The following is a 16,570-nucleotide window of genomic DNA, read 5'->3' as shown; positions in this document are numbered from 1 at the left end:
ACCCTCTCCCGCAAGCGGGAGAGGGTGCCTGAGCGACGGGCCGGCGCTTGCGAACGTCGCCGGATCGATATCATCCGAAAGTTCATCGCTTCCGTTCCCCATGACCACCTCTACTTCCACCATCGCCGAGAAGCCTGACGCCGCGTTGCTGATCGACGAGCGTCGGCGGCTGATCCGCGAGCAGGTGCAGGCGCAGGGCAAGGTGACGGTGGAGGAACTGGCGGAGCGCTTCGGCATCTCGGTCGTGACGATCCGCAGCGACCTGAACGCGCTGGCCTCGACCGGCGCGCTGCTGCGCACGCACGGCGGCGCGCTGGCGCATCGCGACACCGAGGAGGTGCCGATCAGCGTCAAGCAGAAGCTGCACCACGAGCAGAAGGTGCGCATCGCCGTCGAGGCGGCCAAGCTGATCCGCGACGGCGAGACCATCCTGCTGGACTCCGGCTCGACGACCGAGGAGATCGCCAAGCAGATCCGCGGCCTGCGGCTGCAATCGCTGAACGTGATCACCAACGCGCTGAACATCGCGGTGCTGCTGGCGACGGTGCCGGGCGTCAACGTGATCATGCCGGGCGGGCTGCTGCGGCAGAACTCGTACTCGCTGTCGGGCCCGCAGGCGGTGACGGCCTTGCAGAGCCTCTACGCGGACCGGCTGTTCCTCGGCGTTGACAGCCTGGACCCGGAGATCGGCCTGATGACGCCGCATCTGCTGGAGGCGCAGCTCAACGCGCAGATGATGAAGATCGCGCGCCAGATCGTCGCGGTCGCGGACGCGTCCAAGCTGATGAAGCGCAACCTCTCGGTGATCGCGCCGGTCGAGCAGATCGACATGCTGATCACCGACAAGGAGGCCGACGACGGCATCGTCGGCGAACTGCGACGCCGCGGCGTCGAAGTCGTGCTGGCTTGAGCGCCGGTCTGGAGACGCTCAGAGCACGCTGAAGGGAAGCAGCGCCAGCTGGGACAGCTGGATCTGGCTACCGTCGGCCAGCATGAACCGCTCGATCGCGAAATCACCCTGCGTCCCGTTCCTGATGATGACCCGAGCGTCGTAGAGCCCGTCTTCGCGCAGGATCTGGATCAGCAGATCGGGACCTTCCGTCCGCTTGAACAACTGGCGTGGACCGATCCCCGCGCCGAAGTAGATCGTGTCGACGTGACCTGGCGTGGCGTCCTGATCGAGGATCTCGACATGCCCGCCGCCGAGCGCCACGACATAGTGGTCGTTGCCCTTGTGGCCGGTCAGCAGCATGTGATCGCTGTCGGCTCCTTGGCGGGTCGCGGCCCGGCCTTCCCCGCGCAGGGAACGCGACGACGGCGCATCGGCCATCACGGCATCGTCGCCCGGCGGCGCCGGCCCGACGGGCGACGGCTCTGCGGTCGGCGCGGCCAGATCGACCCATCTGTACGTCGTGCCGTCTTCCAGTTGGAGGCGCTCGATCCCGAACTGCGTCCGGGTCCCCTGCTTGACGGTGACCACGGTGTCGATCCGGGCGTCGTCATCGCGCAGCTCGATCACCACATCGTCCCCCGCCGTGTGGGCGCGAAGATGCTCGCGCCGGATCCCCGGCCCGAAGAGGATCGTGTCGACGTTGCCCATCGTGGGGTCCTCGTCGAGGATCACATCCTTTCCGCCGCCACGCGTCACCAGATAGAGATCGTTGCCGCGACTTCCGGTCATCATGTTGTTCCTGGCGTTCCCCTCGAAACGATCGTTGGCGACGGTGCCGATGATGTTCTCGATGCCGAAGAGCCGATCGCGTCCGGACTGGCCCCACTTCACCGTCCCCGTCTTCAGCGAGGCGTCGATGCCGAGGTCGGGCGACTCGAACGCGCCACCGTAGTCCACGGTGTCCTTCCCGCATCCGCCATGGATGGACTTGTTGTCCGGGGCCCGGCTGTCGGGCCCACGATGGGCCACCACGATCCGGTCGTTGCCGCCGCCCGCCAGGACCCTGTCCTGGCCGAGGTCCGTGAAGATCGTGTCGTTCCCTTCCGTGCCTTCCAGGACGTTGTTCTGCACATCACCGCGCACGATGCGCCCCGATGCAGCGGCGGTCTGCCCGGCTTCGTCATCGGCCACCGCGCGTTTCCTTGTCGCCGCATTGCCGGCGATGGCCCCTCCGGCCAGGTCGGGGAGACCGGTCGGCACCAAGTCGGAGAAGCGCATCCACGGATGGCTTCGGTCGTCCGTGGCCGCGGACCTGCCGCTGCGATATTGGATCTCGTCGATGCGCCACAACGGACCGGCAGCTGCGTCGTGCCAGCGCGCTCCCGCATACCACGCCTTCAGCACCAGATGATGGGGCTGGTTCGGTACGTCGATCCGGAGATCGTCGCCTGACCGGCTGAACCTCAGATCACGGACCGAGTAGAGGGTCCCGTCTGTCTCCTGGCAGATCGTCAGGGCCCTCGGTCCGTCGACGGGGTCGAACGCCCACGACCCGTGCCCGGCACTCCATAGATATCCCCGGACAGGATCGACTTTGCCGGCGATGCGTCGACTCTTGCTCATTGAACGCTCCTTCACGAAGGGCGCCGCGGCGAGAGCACGCCACGGGCCGGCATGCCGACGCCGCCCGCGGCGCTTCCGCGGGGGTCGTCCCATGCAATCCCTTGGTCAACGTCCGGAGGGTTGGCGCTCGTTCACCCGCATGACTGACAGCGGCGATGACGCGGCCGCAGCCCTGCTCGCAGCAGGCAGACACCCACTCGAATCTGGGAGTAGCGTTCTGATCAGCGCTTGAACTGCGCGCAAGGATCCTCGCGCGACGGCGCGGGTGCGCGCTCGACGCGGTCGTAGCCGCCGGAGGGCGTGGCGTTGCCGGGCTCCAGGTACGCGATGGCGTCGATGTCCGACGCCGGCACGCCGGCCGCCTGCAGATACACCGGCACGGCGACATCGCGTCGCACATGGCCGTTCCCCGCGATCAGCACGACACGTCTGGCGCCCGACTGCCGCGCATCGAGCATGGCCTGCGCCATCGCGGCATCTCGCGCACGCTGCGCCTGGACCATGCCCGGCAGCATCACCTCCGGCATCGCGCCGCAGTGGCCATCCTGGATGTCCTTGCGCAGCGTGTCCTGCTGCGTGCCGTTCCACGCTGCGCGATCACGCAGTGCGAGCAGATCGGCCGGCCAGGCGGCGTCGCCTTCGCGGACGATCCTGCGGATCTGGTCGCGATCGAGGTTGCCGCCGCGGACTTCCGCGCCGGACTGGAGCGCGACATCGAACAGCGGCCGGTGCAGCGGCCAGCGCCAGCCCTTGCGATCGAACTTCGCCGCGTCGATGACGGCGTTCACATCGCCCGGGGTCGCCTTGCGCGCCTGCGCCACGGCCGCGTCCTCGCTGCGCGAGAACTGCTCGAACACGACGACCGTCTGCGGCTCCTGCGCGATCAGTTGGCGCAGTTGCTCCGCACGGGCGCGGTGGTGGTCGGGGTTGTCGTGCAGTTCGCCGAGCAGGACGAATCCGGGCTCGACCTTCGACGCCGGTGGCGCTGTCGGCGTCGAGGAAGACGCGCACGCCGCGAGCAGGAGTGGAACGAGCGCCAGCACGGCGCCGCGGAAGGCAATGTTCATGGGAGCAATCCTGGGGGCAGGGAATGTGAACAGGCCTGGCGGCGATGGCTGGGTCGGTCAGCCATTGTCTGCCATCCGGATCGAGGACACGACGGCGGACCTCGGAGGGGAACCGGCGTCGTGTCGCCCCCAGGGCGAGGTCGGATCAGAGGACCGCGTGCCCCTGCTCCGACGACACCGGCACGCCGGTCGGCGACCAGCCCGGCGCAATCGTCTGGTCGACAAGGAATGCCAGTCGCAACACTTGCTCCATCTGTGTCTGCGACGCCAGCCGTTCAGCGTCGTTGTCGGCGAGGAACGTGCCCGTGATCGCCTGCCGGAGCTGATCTTGCTGCGGGTTGCTCAACGCCGACATCAGCCTGTCCGTCACGAACTCGATCCATTCCTGGCCGACTTCGAAGTGTGCAGTCTCCTGGCTCAGGACCTCCGCTGTGTATACGTGCGCCTGCCGGGCGGGATCGTCGTCGATCGTCTGCGTCGGCAGCAATGAAGTGTTCATGGAAAGTTCTCCTTCGGAATGAGGACAGTCGGGCGCCCGGCACCTCATGCACCGGGTCGCGCATCGGCCGCGCGCCGCCTTGCGACGCGCGGCATCGATGCCGCGCCGTAGTCCTCTTCGGCCGGAGATCGGATCGCCGGATCAGCGAATCAACAGATCAGCGGATGGCCATCGTCGACCGCATCGCCTTGACCGCGCCCTCGCCCATCGCCGCGCCGAAGCGCTTGGCGATGCGCTCGGCGACGTTGTCGCGCGGCGTGTAGTCGACGACGTCCTCGGCTTTCACCACCTCGCGGGCGACGTAGTCGAGATTGCCCGTGCCGTCGGCCAGGCCGAGCTGGATCGCCTGCTCGCCGTTCCAGAACAGGCCCGAGAACATCTCCGGCGTCTCCTTCAGACGCGTGCCGCGCCCCTCCCGCACCACCGCGATGAACTGCTGGTGGATCTGGTCCAGCATCGCCTGCGCGTAGGCCTGCTGCCTGGGCGTCACCGGCGAGAACGGATCCAGCATCCCCTTGTTCTCGCCCGCGGTCATCAGCCGGCGCTCGACGCCGACCTTCTTCATCACCTCGGTGAAACCGAAGCCGTCCATCAGCACGCCGATCGACCCCACCACCGACGCCTTGTCGACGTAGATCTCGTCCGCGCCGGCGGCGATGTAGTACGCGCCGGACGCGCAGATCTCCTCGACCACCGCGTAGACCTTCTTCTTGTGCAACGCCTTCAGGCGCTTGAGCTCGTCGTTGACGATGCCCGACTGCACCGGGCTGCCGCCCGGCGAGTTGATGCGCAGCACCACCGCCTGCGAGCCGGGATCCTCGAACGCGGCCTTCAGCGCGGCGTTGATGAGTTCGGCGCTGGCCTCGGTGTCGGGCGCGATCTCGCCGCGCACTTCGACGAGCGCGGTGTGCGGCCCGGTCGTCGCGCCGCCGTGATGCTTCGCCGAGAACATCGACCAGATGAACAGCAGCAGCACCGACACCCAGATCAGCCGGAAGAAGGTCTTCCAGCGCCGGTCGCTGCGGCGGTCGCGCAGGTAGTCATGGGCGAACTGCTCGAGCACGTGCTCGTAGCGGCCCGGGGCCGCCGAGGCTGTCGGTGCGGCCTGCGCGGGCGCGGCCGGCGCCGTGGCCTTCAGGATGTCTTCCGGGCGCGCCGTCGCGTCGGGGATCGGGCGCGGCAGGTCGCTGCCGGTGCCGGGGTCGTCATTGGGGTTCATTCAATCCTCGAAAACGGGTCGCGTGTCGCGCGAGGGATACCAGAAGACCTGGCCGTCTTGCTCGCGCACGTCGAGCTTGGTCAGGCCGAAGCGGCCGCACATGCCGGTCACGCAGCGCCCGTCACGGGGGTGGTACACCGCGCCGTGGATGCTGCAGATGATGTATTCCTTCTTGCTGTCCAGGAACTCGCCCTCCTGCCAGTCCATCTCCGTCGGCACATGCGCACAGCGGTTCAGGTAGCCGACGACCTCGCCGTCGAAGCGCAGCGCGAAGGCCGTGGCCGGCTGGCGGAACTGCAGCACGTCGAAGGTGTGCGCGCGACCGCGTTCCTCCAGCTCGGAGGAGGCGCACAGCGGCACCGGGGGCAGGTCTTGCTCGGGCGTCATTCGGGAGGAGTCCGGGAAGCGTGGAAGCTGGGAAGCGGGAAGGATCAGGAAGCGTTCATGCGGTGGCCAGCAGCCACTCGTGCAGCGTCGGCACGTCGTGCGCGACCAGCAGCGGCTCGAAGCCGCGCAGCGATTCGTGTTCGTGCGCGCCGTAGGTCACCGCGACCGCCGGACAGCCGGCATTGCGCGCCAGCTGCAGGTCGTGCGTCGTGTCGCCGATCATGAGTGTGCGTTCCGGCTCGGCGCCGAATTCGCGCATCAGCTCCAGCAGCATCTGCGGGTTGGGCTTGCCGGCGGTCTCGTCCGCGGTGCGGGTGCCGTCGAACAAGGTCTTCATGTCGACGGCCGCCAGCGCCTCGTCCAGGCCGCGGCGGCTCTTGCCGGTCGCCACCGCCAGCCAGTGGTGCCGCGCCTTCAGGTCGCGCAAGAGCTCGGGCACGCCGTCGAAGAGCGTCACCTCGTGCGCCGACGCGAAGTAGTGATGGCGGTAGCGCTGGCCGAGCTCCGGATACCGCGACGGGTCCAGGCCCGGCAGCGCGTACTGCAGCGCCTCGATCAGGCCCATGCCGATGACGTAGGCGGCGCGCTCGCGCGAGGGCGGCTCCAGGCCGAGGTCGGCGGCCGCGGCCTGCATGCAGCGCACGATCAGCGCGGTGGAATCGAACAGGGTGCCGTCCCAGTCGAACACGATCAGGTCGAAGCGTTGAGGCATGGTGATCCGGAAGAGGTCGTCGGGGCGGGTCGTCAGGGCGCCGGACGGCGCAGCGCGGCCAGGAGTTTCTCGCACTCCGGCGGCAAGGGCGCCTCCAGGGTCAAGGTCTCGCCGGACGCCGGATGCACCACGCGCAGCAGCCGCGCATGCAGGAACATCCGGTCGAAGCGCAACGCGCCCCGGGCCAGCCCGCGGTTGGCCTCGAAGTCGCCGTACTTGGGATCGCCGACGATGGCGTGGCCCTCGTGGGCCAGGTGGACCCGGATCTGGTGCGTGCGGCCCGTCTTGATCGTGACGTCGAGGAGGCTGTAGCCTGAATACGCTTCGACCACCTTCACCAGGCTGATCGACCGCTTGGCCTGGTCCGCCTGCGGATCCTTGGGATCGGGTACCGCCCTCACCCAGCGCTCGCCGTCGCTGCCGACGAACTTCAGCAGCGGCACGTCGACGACCTTCTTGCCCTTCGCCCACGCGCCGCTCACCAGCGCCGCGTAGGTCTTGCCGGTCTCGCGCTCGCGCAACTGGTCCTGCAGGTGCGTCAGCGCGCTGCGCTTCTTGGCGATCATCAGCAGGCCGGAGGTCTCCTTGTCCAGCCGGTGCACCAGCTCCAGGAACTTCGCCTGCGGCCGCGCGCGGCGCAGCTGCTCGATGACGCCGAAGCTCACGCCCGAGCCGCCGTGCACCGCCACGCCGGCAGGCTTGTCGACGACGATCAGGTGCTCGTCCTCGAAGACGATGGGGAATTCGCGGGCGGGCACGGCGGCGGCCTGATCGGCGGGTTTCTCCGCCAGCCGGACCGGCGGCACGCGCACCACGTCGCCGACTTCGAGCCGCGAGTCGGCGCTGCAGCGGCCCTTGTTGATGCGCACCTCGCCGGACCGGATGATCCGGTAGACCAGCGTCTTGGGCGCGCCCTTGAGTTCGCGGATGAGGAAGTTGTCCAGCCGTTGTCCGGCGGAGCCTTCGTCCACGGTCAGCTGACGGACCTGGGCCGGCGCAGCCGGCGTGACGGGCGCGGGAGGCGGCGACACGGCAGCCGACGCCGCCGCTGGTGCGGCCGGCGTTCTCGACACGGTCTTGGGAGGCGCGGCCCCCCTCGCGGCACTGCGGGCAGTCCCTGGGGCGGCCTTGCGGGCTTTAGCCCCTATAATGCTGCTTGCCACGTTTCCGTTGTAAGTATTTGATTTTTCTCATTTTACTCGGACGTGCGCGTTCGAGGTCGACGAGAACGTGGCAGTGAGCAGCGATTGTGAGTAGGCTGCTCATCACTTTTGGTGATGCAACGTCAGGTCATCGTTGTCGGGCCCGCTTCCCAAAGCGAGCGGGCAGGCGCCGAGGCCGGACGGCAGAGCAACATCGTCAGAACCATGCCCACGCGGCCGGTCGCATTCCAGGATGTCGGCAGGCGGCGCGGGCAGTACAACAAGGTTTCACGACGACAGAAGACGGGCTGCAAGGCCCCGGCGCTGACGTCAGCACCCAGGCTCCGATTCCGGATGTTTTCTTCGGTCCATTCCACCCCCCGCCGCCTGCGAGCGCGTGTTGGCTTCGTCCACACGCCAGGCTCCGGCCGTGGTCGGGTCGCGCCTCAGTCGGCGCGTTTGAGGACCGGAACAGCCGACCCGGGGCCTGCGGCGCACGCGCCAACGCTGCATCGCTGAACGGTCGAACGAGCCGTTCAATTTGCAGTCCAGGGCGATCCTTTCATTGGTTCTTTCGCGTTACTCGTGCATCGGTCGAATCGCCCGCCGGTGAATCTCCGGCGGCGGTTCTGAGGTACGCGCGTCAGCGGCAACGCCCTGGCGTGGAGGAGAACTGATGAAACGCATGCTGATCAACGCGACGCAGCAGGAAGAGCGTCGCCTGGCCATCGTCGATGGACAGAAGCTGTTGGACTTCGAGACCGAGATCGAAGGCCGCGAACAGCGCAAGGGCAACATCTACAAGGCGGTCGTGACGCGCGTCGAGCCGTCGCTGGAGGCCTGCTTCGTCGATTACGGCGAGGACCGCCACGGCTTCCTGCCGTTCAAGGAAATCTCGCGCACCTACTTCCGCGAAGGCGCCGACGTGCGCTCCGCCAAGATCCAGGACGTGATCAAGGAAGGCCAGGAGCTGCTGGTCCAGGTCGAGAAGGAAGAGCGCGGCAACAAGGGCGCGGCGCTGACGACCTTCGTGTCGCTGGCCGGCCGCTACCTGGTGCTGATGCCCAACAACCCGCGCGGCGGCGGCGTCTCGCGCCGCATCGAGGGCGAGGACCGGGAAGAGCTGAAGGACGCGCTCGACCAGCTCGAGTACCCGAAGGGCATGTCGCTGATCGCCCGCACCGCCGGCATCGGCCGTTCCGCCGCCGAGCTGCAGTGGGACCTGAACTACATGCTCAAGCTCTGGACCGCCATCGACGAAGCGTCGGGCGGCAAGGGCGCCTTCCTGATCTATCAGGAGTCGTCGCTGGTGATCCGCGCGATCCGCGACTACTTCACCGCCGACATCGGCGAGATCCTGATCGACACGGACGACATCTTCGAACAGGCCCACCAGTTCATGTCGCACGTGATGCCGGAGACGGCACACAAGGTCAAGCGCTACCGCGACGACGCGCCGCTGTTCAGCCGCTTCCAGATCGAGCACCAGATCGAGACGGCCTTCAGCCGCACGGTGAACCTGCCCTCGGGCGGCGCCATCGTGATCGACCACACCGAGGCGCTGGTCTCGGTGGACGTGAACTCGGCGCGCGCCACCCGTGGCGGCGACATCGAGGAAACCGCCACCCGCACCAACCTGGAAGCCGCCGACGAGATCGCGCGCCAGATGCGTCTGCGGGACCTGGGCGGCCTGATCGTCGTGGACTTCATCGACATGGAGGAGTCCAAGAACCGCCGCGAGGTCGAACAGCGCCTGCGCGACGCGCTGCGCCAGGACCGCGCCCGCGTGCAGTTCAGCTCGATCAGCAAGTTCGGCCTGCTGGAACTGAGCCGCCAGCGCCTGCGCCCGGCGCTGAGCGAAGGCAGCCACATCACCTGCCCGCGCTGCAACGGCACCGGCCACATCCGCGACACGGAATCCTCCGCGCTGCAGATCCTGCGCATGGTCCAGGAAGAGTCCATGAAGGACAACACCGCCGCCGTGCACGTGCAGGTGCCGGTGGAAGTGACCTCCTTCCTGCTGAACGAGAAGCGCACCGAGATCACCAAGATCGAGCTGAAGCAGCGCGTGACCGTGCTGCTGGTGCCCAACCGTCACCTCGACACGCCGAACTACAAGCTCGAGCGCCTGCGCCACGACGATCCCCGCCTGGAGAACCTGCAGGCGAGCTACACGATGATCGAGGAGCAGCAGGAAGAGGAAAGCATCACCCGCCGCGGCGCCGAGAAGAAGAACAAGCAGGAGCCGCTGATCAAGGGCATCCTGCCGGAGCAGCCGGCCCCGATGCCGGTGGCAGCCGCGCCCAAGGCCGTCGAGCCGGTGGTTGCCGCCCCGGTGGCGGCGCCTGCGCCGGCCGCGCCCGTGGCCGCCGGTGGTGGCTTCTTTGGCTGGATCAAGAGCCTGTTCGGTGGAGAGCCGGCGCCCGCGCCGGCACCGGCCCCCGCAGCCAAGTCGGCCGAGCCCGCCAAAAAGGAACGTGGCGAGCGCGGTGAACGCGGCGAGCGTGGCGAACGCGGTGGTGATCGCGGCCGTGGCGGCGATCGCAACCGTCGTGGCGAACGCGGTGAGCGTGGTGAACGTGCTGGCGGCGAACGCGGCGAGCGCGGTGAACAGAAGGCCCGCGACGGCAAGCCGCGCGGCGAAGGCAAGCCGCAGCAGGAAGGTCGCGCCGAGCGTCCGGAACGCGGCGAGCGCGCCGAACGTGGTGAACGCGCCGAGCGCGGCGACCGTGCGGAGCGTGGTGAACGTGGCGGTGAGCGCGGCGAGCGTGGTGAGCGCGGCGGTGACCGTCCGCGTCGCAACGAGCGCGCCGACAAGCCGGAACAGGCCGTCGAAGGCGCGCCGCGTCAGGAACGCACCGAACGCGGTGATCGTCCGGAGCGTGGCGAACGCGCGGAGCGTGGTGATCGGGGCGAACGCGGCGAAGGCCGCCGCCGCCGCGAAGAACGCCCGGCTGACGGCTCGCAGGAGCAACTGAACGCCCTGGCCGGCACCGAAGCCGCCAACGTCGAATCGCCGATCGCGTTCGCCGACACGCAACCGCTGGAAGCGCCGCTGGGCGAAGCCGGCGACGAGCGTCAAGGCCGTCGTCGTCGTCGTCGCGGCAACCGCGACCGCGGTGAAGGCGTCGAGGGCGCGGAGCAGGTCGAAGGCACGCTGGTCGAAGGCCAGGCGCCGGCCGGCGAAACCTCGTTCACCGAAGGCGCCGGCTCCGCCGCCGCTGCGGTGGTCGACGGTGAAGCCCCGGCGGGTGAAGACGGCGCGGAAGGCAGCGCGGACGGCCAAGGCCGCCGTCGTGGCCGTGGTCGCGACCGTTATCGCCGTGACCGTCGCGAAGGTGAAGGCGAAGGCGCACCGGCCGACGGCGTGAATGCCGAAGGCAACGTGGCGGCCACGCCGGCCGTCGCCGCGCTGGACGGCATCGTGCTGGATGCCGGCGCCGCGCCGCGTCAGCTGGAACTGGGCGATGAGCCGAAGCAGGCACCGGTGGCGGCTGTCGCGCCGACGCCGACGCCGACGCCGGCTCCGGTCCAGGCTCCGGCTCCGGCTCCCGTTGCGGCCGCTCCGGCGACTGTTGCGGCTCCCGCCGCACCGGTGGCTCCGGTGTCCCGCTTCGAACTGCCGATGACCGAGCTCAGCGCTGTCGCCGAAGGCGCCGGTCTGGTCTGGGTCAACAGCGATGCCGACAAGATTGCCGCCGCCAAGGCTGCGATCGCTGCCGAGCCGGCCGCCGCGCCGCTGGGCCGCGAACCCGCGCCGGTGGTGGTAGTCGACGACGGCCCGCTGGTCCTGGTCGAGACCCGCAAGGATCTGAACCAGATCAAGCTCCCGTTCGAAGCCTGATTCGAAGCTCGATGACGGCATGAACTCCCTCTCCCGCTTGCGGGAGAGGGCGGGGGGTGAGGGCCAGCGACCGCTGAAGTGCCCTCACCCTACGAGACCCAGGGCCAGAACACGACAGCCGCCGAGACACCCCTCGGCGGCTTTCCTTTTGGGGCGTCACGAGCGCCCCGACATGACGGAGACAGACACGTGAACACGTCCACCATCGTCGCCCGGCCGGGCGACGCGGCCGGCGCCCAGGCGGCGCCGAAGATGCCGCCGCAGATCCCGTACATCATCGCCAACGAGGGCTGCGAGCGCTTCAGCTTCTACGGGATGCGCAACATCCTGACGGTGTTCCTGATGACCAGCCTGCTGCTGGCCATTCCGGAGCCGCTGCGCAAGGGCGAGGCCAAGGAGGTGTTCCACACCTTCGTGATCGGCGTCTACTTCTTCCCGCTGCTGGGCGGCTGGTTGTCGGACCGCTTCTTCGGCAAGTACAACACCATCTTCTGGCTGAGCCTGGTGTACTGCGCCGGCCACGCCTGCCTGGCGATCTTCGAGAACAACCTGCGCGGCTTCTACTTCGGGCTGTTCCTGATCGCGCTGGGCTCGGGCGGCATCAAGCCGCTGGTGAGTTCCTTCATCGGCGACCAGTTCGACAAGAGCAACCGCACGCTGGCGCAGAAGGTCTTCGACGCCTTCTACTGGATCATCAACTTCGGCTCGTTCTTCGCGTCGCTGCTGATGCCGATCTTCCTGGACAAGTTTGGCGCGAGCGTCGCATTCGGGATTCCTGGCGCGCTGATGTTCCTCGCGACGGTGATCTTCTGGAGCGGCCGCCGCAAGTACACGCACGTGCCCGCCGGCGAGTCGCACCGCGACCCGCACGGCTTCCTGAAGGTCGTGCGCACGGCGCTGCTGTCGCAGACGCCCGGCCAGGGCCGCGGCGGGCTGTTCGTCGCCGGCCTGGGCGTGGTGCTCGCCATCGGCGCGCTGGTGCTGACGCCCAACCTCGGCTTCGTCATCGCGTTCTGCTCGGCGCTGGTGCTCGTGATGGGCTTCGGCGGCGTCGGCGCCTGGATGCAGCTGGAGCGCGCCCGCGCGGTGCATCCGGACGAGGCGGTCGAAGGCGTGCGCACGGTGCTGCGCCTGCTGGTGCTGTTCGCGCTGGTCACGCCGTTCTGGTCCCTGTTCGACCAGAAGGCCTCGACCTGGGTGCTGCAGGCCGACCAGATGGCCAAGCCAGAGTGGTTCAAGTCCTCGATGATGCAGGCGCTGAATCCGGCGCTGGTCATGATCCTGATCCCGTTCAACAACCTGGTGCTGTACCCGCTGCTGTCGAAGCTGGGCCTGAAGGTCACGGCGCTGCGCCGCATGGGCGCGGGCATCGCGTTCGCGGGCATCGCCTGGATCGTGGTCGGCGGCCTGCAGCTGTGGATCGACGGCGGCCACGCGGTCGACATCACCTGGCAGGTGCTGCCCTACGCGCTGCTGACGCTGGGCGAGGTGCTGGTGTCGGCGACCGGGCTGGAGTTCGCCTACAGTCAGGCGCCGCTGGCGATGAAGGGCGTGATCACGAGCTTCTGGAACCTCTCGGTGACGATCGGCAACCTGTGGGTGCTGCTGGCCAACTCCAGCGTCAAGGGCGCGGCGGTGACGGCCTACATCCAATCCACGGGGACCAGCGTCACGGCCTTCCAGATGTTCTTCTTCGCCGGCTTCGCGCTGCTGGCGGCGCTGCTCTTCGCGCTGTATGCGCGCGGGTACCGGATGCAGGACAACTACCGGGGCTGACGGCCCCTTCCCGTCAGATTCAGACAGATCAGGGAGACACGGACATGACTCGGATCCTTTCACTCGTCGCCGCGCTGGCGGTGCAGGCCGCTGTGGCGGTGCCCGCCGCGATGGCGCAGGAGAGCGTCAAGCTCAACATGGTGCCGCTGCCGTCGTCGCGACAGCAGATCGACATCGGCATGGACATGAAGATGAACATGTCGATGGACCTGCCGCCGAACGCGACCGAGCAGCAGCGCACGCAGATGGCGCAGATGAAGGCCTCGATGCCGATCGTCATGAAGATGGCCATGCGGCAGGAGCTGTCGACGACGGCCAAGGCGGCGGATGGCGCCTACACGCTCAATGCCGAAGTCGCGACGCTCAAGAGCGAGATGCGCGACGGCACCGGCCAGACGCGGCCGCTGCCACAGCAGGGGCCGATCCGTTTCAGCGCGCGGCTGAAGGACGAGCAGTTCGAGAAGATCGATCTGGAACTGTCCGGCAACGCCCAGGCGCAGGCGCTGGGCAAGGAGATGCAGGAGAAGATCTTCAACCAGAGCTTCGACTGGATGCGCAAGTTCAACGGCAAGTCGCTGAAGGTCGGCGAGACCCTCGAGATGCCGATCGACATGAACCTGCCGATGGGCGAAGCGAAGGCGGGCAAGCTGCTGGGCAAGTACACGCTGACGTCGGTGAACAAGGGCGTTGCGTCCTTCGACGTGGACGTGCGGATGGACATGAACTTCGCCGCGCCGGCGAAGCCGGCCTCGGGCGCGTCCTCGCCGGCGGCGGGTCCGGTGGAAGGCGCGATGGCCGGTTCGGGCAAGGGCAAGATGGATCTGCGGCTCGCGGATCGCCTGATGGTGCGCAGCACGATGGCGATGACGATGGGCGTGGACATGGCGGGACCGCAGGGCAACAAGATGCGCATGGACATGGAGATGTCCATGACCGCCACCGGCAAGGCACTGCCGCCGGGAGCGAAGAAGCCGGCGGCGCCGGCAAAGCCCGCGACGAAGGGCTGAATGCGGGGCTGATCACCGCTCACGCTGCGTCGACGGCACCATGAAGAAGACCGCCCTCGGGCGGTCTTCTTCGTTCTTCTTCGGCAGCTCATGGGAGCAGCCTGTACAGGTTGACCACACCGCCCAGGATGGCGAAACCGCCACAGATCGAGCCGAACGTCCAGCGCAGATGCGCACTGAACTTCTCCTCCATGACCTGCAGGATCTCACCCTTGGCCTTGTCCAGGTCGATCTTGGAAGTCATCCTGGCTTCCATGTTCTCGAGCTTCTCCTCGACCTCCTGTCGCAGCAGTACCAGATCGTCCTTGGTCGCCAGTTCCTTCTGTACCTCCCGGATCCCCGCTTCCATGTCCTTTCGAATCGCTCCCGTCGCAGCACGTGCAGCGCCCTCCGGGATCCCGGCGCCGGTCAGCGCCAGAAAGACATCAATTTCCATATCTCCTCTCTTTCACAGGAAAGTTCAACGAGCTTGGAAATTTACGGCGAGAAGAAAATCCTGGCACTAGCTGGTTCTAGTGTTCTTTGTCGTGATTCAGAACGAATGAGTGGGCGCGGTGCTCAACAGTTGGAAGGTCGATCACGTCTTCGCGCGTCGCCGGACTTCCCGCATGCCGCGCATCGTCGGGATGACCTCGCGCATCACCTGCTGGAAGGCGCGCAGACGCGCGGGCTGGAGGCGTCTCGACGGATAGACGAGTGAGATCGGCAGCGGCGTCGCGCACCACTCAGGCAGGACGCGCACCAGGCGCCCTTCGGCCATGTCGTCGAAGACCGCCCATTGCGACACCAGCGCGAAACCCAATCCCCGACGCGCCGACTCGATCAGCGCGAAAAGGCTGTCCGTGCCCAGGCGCGGACGGAACGCGACGTGCATCCGCTCCTCGCCATCCGCGGCGCGCAGGTCCACGCCGTCGCGATAGAACGCCAGCAGCGCCAGCCACGGCTGCGCGCCGAGCAGTTCGGCGATCTCCTCCGGCGGCTTCTTGCCCAGGCCTTTCGGCAGCTTCTTGGCGAGTTGCGGCGTGGCGACCAGCACGCGGGGGATCTCGGCCAGTTGCGTCGCGATCAGGTTGGGTTGGCTGATCTCGCCGACCAGCAGCGAGCAGTCGACGTTCTCCCGGCTGAAGTCCGGCAACTGGTCCTGCAGCATCCATTCCACCGACACGCGCGGGTGCTTGGTGAGGAAGGCCGCGAGCGGCTCGATCAACTGGCTCTGCCCGAAGGCATGCGGAACGCGCAGGCGCAGCGTGCCTGAGAGCTCCTCGCCGCCTTCGAGTTCTTCCGCCAGGGACTGCCAGCCGTCGATCAGGTCCTGCGCCTGCGCGGCGCAGCGCTCGCCCTCCTCTGTCAGGCGAAGCCCGCGCGTGGAGCGCTCCACCAGCCGCGCGCCGAGCAGCGATTCCAGCATCTGCACGCGCCGGCTGACGGTCGGCTGCGTGGTGGCGAGCTGCAGCGCGGCGGCGGAGAAGCTGCCGGCCTCCGCCACGCGGAGGAAGGTCTGCAGCAGCGCGAGGCGGTCCTGACCGCTGTCCCGGTTGGCGTCGTTCATGGCCCGCTTTATACGCCGCGCGTATGGGCGCTGTGCGAGCCGGACCGGTTCCCCCCACGGCGTCGAATCCGAAGAATGCGGGTCATTCGGTCCTCACCCGACCCTTCCCCTTCTTCTTCACGCCATCTTGAATCATCCTCCGGGAGTCGCCATGTCCAGCCTTCCCATGCCAACGAACGCCGCCGCCACGCCGCGCGACCCCGCCACACCGTCCGCACCGTTGATCGTGCTGCTCGCGGCGTCTGCCGGCCTCGGCGCCGCCTCGCTGTATTACAGCCAGCCGATCCTGGCGCCACTCGCCGAGGATCTGCATGCCTCCACCGCCGGCATCGGCGCGGTGCCGATGCTGACGCAGCTCGGCTACGCCGCCGGCATCCTGCTGCTGACACCGCTGGGCGACCGCTTCGATCGCCGCAAGGTGATCCTCACCAAGTTCGTGCTGCTGATCGCCACACTGCTGCTGTGTGCGTTCGCGCCGGGCTTCGCCCCCTTCCTCGTGGCCAGCGCGGTGCTGGGCCTGACGGCCACGCTGGCGCAGGACGTCGTGCCGATGGCCGCGACCCTGAGCCCCGCCGAGCATCGCGGCCGCATCGTCGGCCAGGTGATGACGGGACTGCTGCTCGGCATCCTGCTGTCGCGCGTCATGAGCGGCGTGATTGCGCAGGCATTCGGCTGGCGCTGGGTCTATGGGCTGGCGGCGACGGCGCTGACGGTCACGGGGCTGGCCAGCTGGCGCTGGCTGCCGTCGTCGCCGCCGGCGATGCGCACGACGTATGGCGCGCTGCTGCGCTCGCTCGGCGGCCTGTGGCGCACGCTGCCCACGCTGCGTCGCGCCGCGATTGCCCAGGCGCTG

At 68.1% G+C, this 16,570-nt stretch carries 14 protein-coding genes; 5 read left to right on the top strand and 9 right to left on the bottom strand.

Features of this window, described 5'->3' with window-relative positions:
- Nucleotides 1–100 precede the first annotated feature (100 nt).
- A complete protein-coding gene (locus VF536_RS24360) occupies nt 101–910 on the top strand; it encodes a DeoR/GlpR family DNA-binding transcription regulator (protein ID WP_331617519.1) in 810 nt (269 codons plus the stop codon).
- An 18-nt stretch (nt 911–928) separates the two neighbouring features.
- On the opposite strand, the gene VF536_RS24355 is transcribed toward VF536_RS24360, so the two are convergent.
- From VF536_RS24355 to VF536_RS24325, 7 genes are all read right to left on the bottom strand, one after another.
- A complete protein-coding gene (locus VF536_RS24355; RefSeq protein WP_331617518.1) occupies nt 929–2,515 on the bottom strand; it encodes a hypothetical protein in 1,587 nt (528 codons plus the stop codon).
- Between the two features lie 221 nt (nt 2,516–2,736).
- Complete coding sequence (locus tag VF536_RS24350; RefSeq protein ID WP_331617516.1) at nt 2,737–3,582, bottom strand: ChaN family lipoprotein; 846 nt, start codon at nt 3,580–3,582, stop codon at nt 2,737–2,739.
- A gap of 145 nt (nt 3,583–3,727) precedes the next feature.
- Nucleotides 3,728–4,081, bottom strand: coding sequence for a hypothetical protein (locus VF536_RS24345; RefSeq protein ID WP_331617515.1), 354 nt, complete (start codon nt 4,079–4,081; stop codon nt 3,728–3,730).
- A 157-nt stretch (nt 4,082–4,238) separates the two neighbouring features.
- Nucleotides 4,239–5,300 (bottom strand): S49 family peptidase, encoded by a 1,062-nt coding sequence (locus VF536_RS24340; protein ID WP_331617514.1) that lies wholly within the window; start codon nt 5,298–5,300, stop codon nt 4,239–4,241.
- The gene (locus VF536_RS24335; RefSeq protein ID WP_331617513.1) at nt 5,301–5,687 is read right to left on the bottom strand and encodes a Rieske (2Fe-2S) protein; all 387 of its coding nucleotides are present in this window, start codon (nt 5,685–5,687) and stop codon (nt 5,301–5,303) included.
- Nucleotides 5,688–5,742: 55 nt separating this feature from the next.
- Nucleotides 5,743–6,399 (bottom strand): HAD-IIIA family hydrolase, encoded by a 657-nt coding sequence (locus tag VF536_RS24330; RefSeq protein WP_331617512.1) that lies wholly within the window; start codon nt 6,397–6,399, stop codon nt 5,743–5,745.
- A 32-nt stretch (nt 6,400–6,431) separates the two neighbouring features.
- Complete coding sequence (locus VF536_RS24325; protein WP_414710442.1) at nt 6,432–7,472, bottom strand: RluA family pseudouridine synthase; 1,041 nt, start codon at nt 7,470–7,472, stop codon at nt 6,432–6,434.
- A gap of 745 nt (nt 7,473–8,217) precedes the next feature.
- Between VF536_RS24325 and VF536_RS24320 the strand changes: the two genes are divergently transcribed.
- The 3 genes from VF536_RS24320 to VF536_RS24310 all read left to right on the top strand — a co-directional run bounded on the left by VF536_RS24320 (nt 8,218) and on the right by VF536_RS24310 (nt 14,168).
- Nucleotides 8,218–11,385 (top strand): Rne/Rng family ribonuclease, encoded by a 3,168-nt coding sequence (locus tag VF536_RS24320; protein WP_331617511.1) that lies wholly within the window; start codon nt 8,218–8,220, stop codon nt 11,383–11,385.
- Nucleotides 11,386–11,637: 252 nt separating this feature from the next.
- Nucleotides 11,638–13,161 (top strand): oligopeptide:H+ symporter, encoded by a 1,524-nt coding sequence (locus tag VF536_RS24315; RefSeq protein WP_331617520.1) that lies wholly within the window; start codon nt 11,638–11,640, stop codon nt 13,159–13,161.
- 44 nt (nt 13,162–13,205) lie between these two features.
- Nucleotides 13,206–14,168 (top strand): hypothetical protein, encoded by a 963-nt coding sequence (locus tag VF536_RS24310; RefSeq protein WP_331617510.1) that lies wholly within the window; start codon nt 13,206–13,208, stop codon nt 14,166–14,168.
- A gap of 88 nt (nt 14,169–14,256) precedes the next feature.
- Here the strand turns inward: VF536_RS24310 and VF536_RS24305 are convergent, their stop codons facing one another.
- On the bottom strand, nt 14,257–14,604 hold the full coding sequence (locus tag VF536_RS24305) for a hypothetical protein (RefSeq protein ID WP_331617509.1): 348 nt from the start codon (nt 14,602–14,604) through the stop codon (nt 14,257–14,259).
- A 141-nt stretch (nt 14,605–14,745) separates the two neighbouring features.
- Nucleotides 14,746–15,717, bottom strand: a complete 972-nt coding sequence (locus VF536_RS24300) for a LysR family transcriptional regulator (protein ID WP_331617508.1) — start codon at nt 15,715–15,717, stop codon at nt 14,746–14,748.
- Nucleotides 15,718–15,868: 151 nt separating this feature from the next.
- Here VF536_RS24300 and VF536_RS24295 point away from each other — a divergent pair.
- Nucleotides 15,869–16,570 (top strand): MFS transporter (locus VF536_RS24295; protein WP_331617506.1); only part of this gene is annotated, 702 nt, incomplete at its 3' end.

Source organism: Roseateles sp. (assembly GCF_036486225.1).
Taxonomy (GTDB): Bacteria; Pseudomonadota; Gammaproteobacteria; order Burkholderiales; family Burkholderiaceae_C; genus Roseateles.
Note: the sequence above shows the minus strand (reverse complement) of the source record. Positions and strands in the feature narration are given on the sequence as shown.